This is a genomic window from Streptomyces sp. NPDC048825, from assembly GCF_043198355.1.
GTDB classification, from domain to species: domain Bacteria; phylum Actinomycetota; class Actinomycetes; order Streptomycetales; family Streptomycetaceae; genus Streptomyces; species Streptomyces xiangluensis.
In genome coordinates this window covers 188,404-196,620 of sequence record NZ_JBICUR010000020.1, presented here as the reverse complement: position 1 = coordinate 196,620, position 8,217 = coordinate 188,404, and the positions used below count along the sequence as shown (strand labels likewise).

Annotated in this window: 7 protein-coding genes; 6 read left to right on the top strand and 1 reads right to left on the bottom strand. The window is 68.4% G+C overall.

Going from position 1 to position 8,217, the window contains the following annotated elements:
• The 5 genes from ACGFNK_RS37460 to ACGFNK_RS37440 all read left to right on the top strand — a co-directional run.
• A partial coding sequence (locus tag ACGFNK_RS37460) for a flavodoxin-dependent (E)-4-hydroxy-3-methylbut-2-enyl-diphosphate synthase (RefSeq protein WP_393423307.1) occupies positions 1-705 on the top strand: 705 nt, incomplete at its 5' end.
• Positions 706-733: 28 nt separating this feature from the next.
• On the top strand, positions 734-2,674 hold the full coding sequence (gene dxs, locus ACGFNK_RS37455; RefSeq protein ID WP_393423305.1) for a 1-deoxy-D-xylulose-5-phosphate synthase: 1,941 nt from the start codon (positions 734-736) through the stop codon (positions 2,672-2,674).
• Complete coding sequence (locus tag ACGFNK_RS37450; RefSeq protein WP_393423303.1) at positions 2,671-4,077, top strand: aspartate aminotransferase family protein; 1,407 nt, start codon at positions 2,671-2,673, stop codon at positions 4,075-4,077. Before dxs ends, ACGFNK_RS37450 begins: the two co-directional genes overlap by 4 nt.
• 89 nt (positions 4,078-4,166) lie before the next feature.
• Positions 4,167-4,793: a helix-turn-helix domain-containing protein gene (locus ACGFNK_RS37445; protein ID WP_393423301.1), complete on the top strand. Its 627-nt coding sequence runs from the start codon at positions 4,167-4,169 to the stop codon at positions 4,791-4,793.
• Complete coding sequence (locus ACGFNK_RS37440; protein WP_033329364.1) at positions 4,790-4,915, top strand: DUF6126 family protein; 126 nt, start codon at positions 4,790-4,792, stop codon at positions 4,913-4,915. Before ACGFNK_RS37445 ends, ACGFNK_RS37440 begins: the two co-directional genes overlap by 4 nt.
• Before the next feature lie 39 nt (positions 4,916-4,954).
• Here ACGFNK_RS37440 and ACGFNK_RS37435 read toward each other — a convergent pair whose 3' ends face one another.
• A complete protein-coding gene (locus ACGFNK_RS37435) occupies positions 4,955-5,752 on the bottom strand; it encodes a tyrosine-protein phosphatase (protein WP_393423298.1) in 798 nt (265 codons plus the stop codon).
• A gap of 191 nt (positions 5,753-5,943) precedes the next feature.
• Here ACGFNK_RS37435 and ACGFNK_RS37430 point away from each other — a divergent pair, with 191 nt between their 5' ends.
• Positions 5,944-8,052 carry an alpha-galactosidase gene (locus tag ACGFNK_RS37430; protein WP_393423320.1) on the top strand — a complete coding sequence of 703 codons (2,109 nt, stop codon included), beginning with the start codon at positions 5,944-5,946 and terminating at the stop codon, positions 8,050-8,052.
• Positions 8,053-8,217 lie beyond the last annotated feature (165 nt).

The following is an 8,217-nucleotide window of genomic DNA, read 5'->3' as shown; positions in this document are numbered from 1 at the left end:
CTGGACCGGCGGCTGCTGCAGAAGTACGGCAAGGCGACGCCCGAGGCGCTGGTGGAGTCGGCGCTGTGGGAGGCGTCGCTGTTCGAGGAGCACGACTTCCGGGACATCAAGATCTCGGTGAAGCACAACGACCCGGTGGTGATGGTCAACGCCTACCGGCAGCTGGCCGCCCAGTGCGACTACCCGCTGCACCTCGGCGTGACGGAGGCCGGCCCCGCCTTCCAGGGCACCATCAAGTCGGCGGTCGCCTTCGGCGCGCTGCTCTCCGAAGGCATCGGCGACACCATCCGGGTGTCGTTGAGCGCCCCGCCTGCGGAGGAGTGCAAGGTCGGCATCCAGATCCTGGAGTCGCTGGGACTGCGGGAGCGACGCCTGGAGATCGTGTCCTGCCCGTCGTGTGGCCGTGCCCAGGTGGACGTCTACAAGCTGGCCGACGAGGTCACGGCCGGTCTGGAGGGGATGGAGGTCCCGCTGCGCGTCGCGGTCATGGGCTGCGTCGTGAACGGGCCGGGCGAGGCGAGGGAGGCGGACCTGGGCGTCGCCTCCGGCAACGGCAAGGGGCAGATCTTCGTGAAGGGCGAGGTCATCAAGACGGTGCCCGAGTCGAAGATCGTGGAGACCCTGATCGACGAGGCGATGAAGATCGCGGAGCAGATGCAGAAGGACGGCGTCGCGTCGGGGGATCCGGCCGTCACCGTGAGTTGAACAGCACGGAACGAGAGGGGGCCCTAGCGTGACGATTCTGGAGAGTATCCGGGGACCACGCGACCTGAAGGCGCTGTCCGAGGCGGAGATCAATCAACTGGCGGACGAGATCCGGGAGTTCCTGGTGCACGCGGTCGCCAGGACCGGCGGTCATCTGGGGCCCAATCTGGGGGTGGTGGAACTCTCCATCGCACTCCACCGGGTCTTCGAGTCGCCCGTCGACCGCATCCTGTGGGACACCGGCCACCAGAGCTACGTACACAAACTCCTGACAGGACGTCAGGACTTCTCCAAGCTGCGCGGCAAGGGCGGTCTCTCCGGCTACCCGTCACGCGAGGAGTCCGAGCACGACATCATCGAGAACAGCCACGCGTCCACCGCGCTCGGGTGGGCCGACGGACTCGCCAAGGCCCGTCAGGTGCAAGGGGAGAAGGGCCATGTCGTCGCGGTCATCGGGGACGGCGCGCTCACCGGCGGCATGGCGTGGGAGGCGCTGAACAACATCGCCGCCGCCAAGGACCGGCCGCTGATCATCGTCGTCAACGACAACGAGCGCTCGTACTCGCCGACCATAGGCGGCCTCGCCAACCATCTCGCGACGCTGCGGACCACCGACAGCTACGAGAAGGTGCTGGCCTGGGGCAAGGACGTACTGCTGAACACGCCGGTCATCGGGAACACGATCTACGAATCGCTGCACGGCGCGAAGAAGGGCTTCAAGGACGCGTTCGCGCCACAGGGCATGTTCGAGGACCTGGGGCTGAAGTACGTGGGGCCCATCGACGGGCATGACGTCGGGGCCGTCGAGTCGGCGCTGCGGCGCGCGAAGCGGTTCCACGGGCCCGTCCTCATCCACTGCCTCACCGAGAAGGGGCGCGGTTACGAACCCGCGCTCGCCCACGAGGAGGACCACTTCCACACGGTCGGCGTGATGGACCCGCTCACCTGCGAGCCGCTGTCGCCCTCCAACGGACCTGCCTGGACCTCGGTGTTCGGCGACGAGATCGTACGGATCGGGGAGGAGCGCGAGGACGTCGTGGCGATCACGGCGGCCATGCTGCACCCGGTGGGCCTGGCGAAGTTCGCGGAGCGGTTCCCCGACCGGGTGTGGGACGTCGGCATCGCCGAGCAGCACGCCGCCGTGTCCGCGGCCGGGCTCGCGACGGGCGGACTTCATCCGGTCGTCGCGGTGTACGCGACCTTCCTGAACCGCGCCTTCGACCAGCTGCTGATGGATGTCGCGCTGCATCGCTGCGGCGTGACCTTCGTGCTCGACCGGGCCGGAGTCACCGGAGTTGACGGGCCGTCGCACAACGGCATGTGGGACATGTCCATCCTGCAGGTCGTGCCGGGGCTGAGGATCGCCGCGCCGCGTGACGCCGACCAACTGCGGGCCCAGCTGCGGGAGGCGGTGGCCGTGGACGACGCACCGACGCTGCTGCGCTTCCCCAAGGAGTCGGTGGGACCGTCGATCGAGGCGATCGACCGGGTGGGCGGTCTGGACGTCCTGCACCGGGGCGAGAGGCCCGAAGTGCTCCTGGTCGCTGTCGGTGTGATGGCGCCGGTGTGTCTCCAGGCGGCCGAGCTGTTGGAGGCGCGGGGTGTCGACTGCACGGTCGTCGACCCGCGTTGGGTCAAGCCCGTCGATCCCGCGCTGCCCCCGCTCGCCGCCGAGCATCGCCTGGTCGCCGTCGTCGAGGACAACAGCCGGGCCGCCGGCGTGGGCGCGGCAGTCGCCCTCGCGTTGGGCGATGCCGAAGTCGACGTACCTGTACGGCGGTTCGGGATTCCCGAGCAGTTCCTCACGCACGCCAAGCGCGGGGAGGTGCTGGCCGACATCGGTCTCACACCCGTCGAGATCGCGGGACGGATCAGCGCGGGTCTGGCGACCCAGGAGGCGAGCCCGGTCGGCACGGCGGCCGAACTCACCGCCGTCAAGGTGCACGTGTCCAAGGAGAAACAGGGATGACGGCGGAAACCTCTTCGCAGTCCGGGGACTTCGACCTCGGCAAACTACTCGCCGGGCGTGCGGCCGAACGCTACGAACTGCACGCCCGGCACCTCAACCACCAGCTTCCGCGCATGCTGCACACCATCGGCTTCGACAAGTACTACGAGCGGGCCGAGGGCGCGTACTTCTGGGACGCGGAGGGCAACGACTACCTGGACATGCTCGCCGGGTTCGGGGTGATGGGCCTGGGACGTCATCACCCCGTCGTCCGTAAGGCACTGCACGACGTCCTCGACGCCTCGCTCGCCGACCTCACCCGCTTCGACTGCCAGCCGCTCCCCGGCCTACTGGCCGAGCAACTCCTCACCCACAGCCCGCACTTGGACCGGGTGTTCTTCGGCAACAGCGGTACGGAAGCGGTCGAGACGGCGCTGAAGTTCGCCCGCTACGCGACCGGGAAACCGCGCGTTCTCTACTGCCCGCACGCCTTCCACGGGCTGACCACCGGCTCGCTGTCCGTGAACGGCGAGTCCGGGTTCCGCGACGGCTTCGCACCGCTGCTTCCCGACACCGCGGTGCCGCTCGGCGATCTGGACGTACTGGAAAGGGAGTTGAGGAAGGGCGACGTCGCCGGGCTGATCGTCGAGCCGATCCAGGGCAAGGGCGTGCATGAGTCGCCGCCCGGATATATGCGCGCCGCCCAGGACTTGCTGCACCGGCACAAGGCGCTGCTCATCGCGGACGAGGTGCAGACGGGGCTCGGACGGACCGGGGACTTCTACGCCTACCAGCATGAAACCGGAGTCGAGCCTGATCTGGTGTGTGTGGCGAAGGCCCTGTCCGGCGGCTATGTGCCCGTGGGCGCGACCCTCGGCAGGGACTGGATCTTCAAGAAGGTCTACTCGTCGATGGACCGAGTCCTCGTGCACTCCGCGAGCTTCGGCGCCAACGCACAGGCCATGGCGGCCGGCCTCGCCGTGCTCTCCGTGATGGAGAACGAGGAGACCGTCGCGAACGCCCGTGCCATGGGAGAGGAGTTGAAGTCCCGCCTCGCGGCGCTCGTGGACAAGTATGAGCTGCTCAGTGAGGTACGCGGCCGGGGGCTGATGATCGGCATCGAGTTCGGCAGGCCCAAGTCGCTGAAGCTGCGCAGCCGTTGGACCATGCTGCAGGCGGCACGCAAGGGTCTGTTCGCGCAGATGGTGGTCGTACCGCTGCTCCAGCGGCATCGGATCCTCACGCAGGTCTCGGGCGATCACCTGGAGGTGATAAAGCTGATTCCGCCACTGATCATCGGCGAGCGGGACGTGGACCGCTTCGTGAACGCCTTCACTGACGTGATGGACGACGCGCACAACGGCGGCGGGCTGATGTGGGACTTCGGCAAGACACTCGTGAAGCAGGCGGTGGCAAACAGGTAGGGGTGTCGCGCCGCCTCCGGTGCATTCCGAGTCTTTGCCTTTGAGGCAAGAAGTTTGCCGATGAGGCAAAGCTCGGGCTGAATGGAGGCATGAGCCCCACCGAGCCGGGGGCGGCCGAAGAGCCGTCCGCCGAGCTGTCCGCCGTCGCGCCGCAACTGCGTGAGCTGCGGCGCCGCGCCTCACTCACCTTGGAGGCCGCGGCCCGCGCCGCCGGACTGTCGCCCGCCCATCTCTCCCGTCTGGAGACCGGGCGGCGCCAGCCCTCGCTGCCGATGCTGCTCGCGCTCGCCCGCCCCTACGGTACGACGGTCTCGGAGTTGCTCGGCGAGACGGTCCCCGAACGGGACGCGGTCGTCCGCGCCGCCGACATGGAGCCCACACAGGCGGGCGGCTGGACGTACTGGCAGGCCGGCGCGGCAGGGCGCGGCATGCAGTCCCTGCGCGTACACGTCCCGTACGGAGCGCAGGGCGACATCGTGCGCGTCCACCCCGGCGAGGAGTGGCTGTACGTCCTCAAGGGACGGCTGGGTCTGCGGCTGGGAGACACCGCGCATGCGCTCGCGCCCGGAGACAGCGCGCACTTCGACTCGCTGACGCCGCACCGGATCGCCGCCGCGGACCGGGACGGTGCCGAACTGCTCTTCGTACACACCCTGCTGCAGAGCCCCGCGGCCGCGCTGTGCCTCGGCCCGACGACCCCCGGAGCGACTTCATGAGGGACATGGAAGAGAAGTTCCCGCGTGCTCTGTGGGTGCGGCTCATCATCTACGTGGCCGTCGGGCACCTCTTCGCGGCCTTCATCTACCTGCTGTTCACGCTCGGCGCGCAGAACCAGTAGGCAACGGGCCGGCAGACGCGTGGTCAGTTTGTCGGGCGGTCAGTCGAGGAAGCGTTCCCGGAGCCGCTCCCGCGTCTTCGGGGTCACGTGAAGGCCTTCTTCCAGGTAGGTGTCGACGCCGCCCCAGGTCTCCTCGATCGTTTCGAACGCCGCCGCGAGGTAATCGGCGCGTGCGTCGAAGAGCGGGCTGAGCAGCTCCATCACCTCGGGGGAGTACGCCGAGGACGCGGAGCCGCTGCGGCGCACCTTGTAGCGGCGGTGGGGGGCGTTCGACTTCAGGTAGTCCGCCACGATGGCCTCGCGCTCGACGCCTAGGGCGAGGAGCGTGATGGCTACGGAAAGGCCCGCGCGGTCCTTGCCCGCCGCGCAGTGCATCAGCGTGGGCACGCTGTCCTCGGCCATCGCGTGCAGCACCCGCGAGTGCTCGGGAGTGCGCTCCTTCATGATCGAACGGTAGGACCTGATCATCCGGTTTGCCGCCTTGCCGTCCGCGAGGATCATGCGCAGCTGGTCCAGGTCGCCGTCGCGAACCATTGTCCAGAACTCGGCGCCGTGTGCCGGATCGGTCAGCGGCAGATTCACATTCCGCACGCCCGGCAGCTCGATGTCCGGCCCTTCCAGCTTCTTGTCCGCCTCGTTGCGGAAGTCGAAGATCGTGTGCAGGCCCAGCGAGGCGAGGAACGCGGCGTCCTCCTCGGTCGCGTGCGCGAGATGGCCGCTGCGGAACAGCAGTCCTGGCGCCACGCGTCGGCCGTCCTCGGTCGGCAGGCCGCCCACATCGCGGAAGTTGCGCACTCCGGTCAGCTCGGGCTCGGTCGACGGGACCTGCTGCGTCACGGGGGCTCCTCCCAGTCGGCGGCCGACGCTGTTGTCGGCGGGGCGCCACTCGACGATACGACATGCATTCGTGGGCCAATCAGTTGTCCACAGGCGGTGCGGGTGCGTCGTCCACAGGCGATGCGGGCGAGGCGCGGGCGCCTGCGATGATGTTGTGCTTGAGCGAGCTTGTTCGGATCTGTGAGGACTTGATGGTGGAGATCGGCAAAGACGGTCGTACGTGGCTGCTTTCGGGGCCCACGAGCAGTTATGCCCTGCGGCTCACGGACCAGGACGAGCTGCTGCATCTGCACTGGGGGCCACGCATCGCGCTCGCGGACGCCGAGGCACTGGCCGCCCGTCCCGGGCCGGAGTACCGGGGCTTCGAGTCCCCGCTCGACGGGCACGAGGAGTACCCGGTCGAGGGCGGCCCCCGTTTCGTACGGCCGGCGCTGTCCGTGCGTACGGACGAGCGGCGCGGCACGGAGTGGCGCTTCGAAGCGTACGAAGTAGATGAATCCGACGAATCTAACGAATCGGACGGGGTTGAACTGCGGCTGCGGTTCTCCGACTCCGGACTCGGCATCACGCTGCACTACCGGATGCGCCCCGCCTCCGACGTCGTCGAGCGCTGGGTGACCCTCGCCAACGAAGGGCCCACCCTGGAGGTCCTGCGCGCCGACTCCGCGACCTGGACGCTGCCGGAGCGCGAGGGCTGGCGGCTGTCGCAGACGCACGGGCGCTGGGCGGCCGAGTCCCAGCTCGTACGAACGGACCTCACCTACGGTGAGCAGGTCATCGGCAGCCGGCGCGGGCACACCGGGCACCAGCATCTGCCGTGGGTCGCGCTGGACGTCGAGGGCGCGGCGACCGAGGAGCACGGTGAGGTGTACGGGTGCGCGCTCGCCTGGTCCGGTTCATGGCGGATCGCCGTGGCCCAACTCCCGGACGCGCGCGTACAGATCACCGGCGGCGCCGGATACGACGACTCCGGCCTGGTGGTGCTGGAGCCGGGGGAGAGCTTTGTCACGCCGGTCTTCGCGGGCCTGTGGAGTGATGGCGGCTTCGGCGGGGCGAGCCGGGCCTGGCACGCGTACCAGCGGACGTATGTGATCCCGGACGCGGACCAGGACCGGCCCGTGCTCTACAACTCCTGGGAGGCCACGGAGTTCGACATCTCCGAGGAGCAGCAGCGCGCGCTCGCCCGGCGGGCCGCGGCGATGGGCGTGGAGCTCTTCGTGGTCGACGACGGCTGGTTCGGGAAACGGACCAGCGACCGGGCCGGGCTCGGGGACTGGACGCCCAACCCCGACCGCTTCCCGGCCGGGCTCAAGCCGCTGGCGGACGACGTGCACGCCCTCGGGATGCAGTTCGGGATCTGGGTCGAGCCGGAAATGGTCAATGCGGACAGCGAGTTGTATCGGGCGCATCCCGACTGGATTCAGTATCAACCAGGACGAAAGAAGACAGAACTCCGCAATCAGCTCGTACTGAACCTCGCGCGCGAAGACGTCCAGGAGTATCTGTGGGAGCAGCTTCACGGGCTGCTCTCCAGCGCCCCGATCGACTATGTGAAGTGGGACTTCAACCGCTGCTTCACGGACGCCGGCTGGCCCGGCGAGGCGTATCCGCAGCGGCTCTGGGTCGACCATGTGCACGCCCTGTACGCCCTGTTGGACCGGCTGCGGGCCGCGCACCCCGGTGTCGCCTTCGAGTCCTGCTCCGGCGGTGGCGGCCGGATCGACCTCGGCGTCATGGCGCGTACGGACCAGGTGTGGACCTCGGACAACACCGATCCGCTCGACCGGCTCGCCATCCAGCACGGCTTCAGCCAGATCCATCCGGCGCGGGCCATGGCCGCCTGGGTCACCGACAGCCCGAACAATCAGCTCAACGGACGCGTGAGTTCGCTGCGCTTCCGCTTTGTGAGCTCCATGGCCGGAGTGCTCGGGGTCGGTGGCGACCTGACCGAGTGGAGTGACGAGGAGCTCGCCGAGGCGCGGGACTGGGTGGCGCTCTACAAGGAGATCCGGCCCCTCGTGCAGCGTGGCGACCTCTACCGGCTGCGGGCCCCGCAGGGCGGGCTGAGTGCCGTGCAGTACGTCCATGAGGGCCAGGCCGTCGTGCTTGCCTGGCTCCAGGCTCAGCACTACGGCGAGCCCGTGGCGCCCGTACGGCTGCGGGGACTCGACCCGGCTGCGACGTACGAATGCCTCGAAACGGGCGAAGTGCACAGAGGTGCGGTGTTGTTGCATCACGGACTGCGGACCGGCTTGCGCGGCGACCTCGATGCGGCAGTTTTCCGGCTGCGTCGCATCTGAGGGTTGTGTCCGTATTGGAGTGCGTTCATTCCAACTCGCTCTTCAATAGGGACTCCTGAATCAGTGATGCGTGAGCAGCGTCATATTCGTGACGTTGTGCTGTCGTCATGTTCACGTAATTCAAGCGTGTTTACAGGGGATTTCGGGAAGGCGGGAGACGGGTGA

What these genes read in the sequence shown, in the direction of transcription:
- ACGFNK_RS37450 (WP_393423303.1), top strand. Translation starts at nt 2,671, where the DNA reads ATGACGGCGGAAACCTCTTCGCAGTCCGGGGACTTCGACCTCGGCAAA.
- ACGFNK_RS37445 (WP_393423301.1), top strand. Translation starts at nt 4,167, where the DNA reads ATGAGCCCCACCGAGCCGGGGGCGGCCGAAGAGCCGTCCGCCGAGCTG.
- ACGFNK_RS37440 (WP_033329364.1), top strand. Translation starts at nt 4,790, where the DNA reads ATGAGGGACATGGAAGAGAAGTTCCCGCGTGCTCTGTGGGTGCGGCTC.
- ACGFNK_RS37430 (WP_393423320.1), top strand. Translation starts at nt 5,944, where the DNA reads ATGGTGGAGATCGGCAAAGACGGTCGTACGTGGCTGCTTTCGGGGCCC.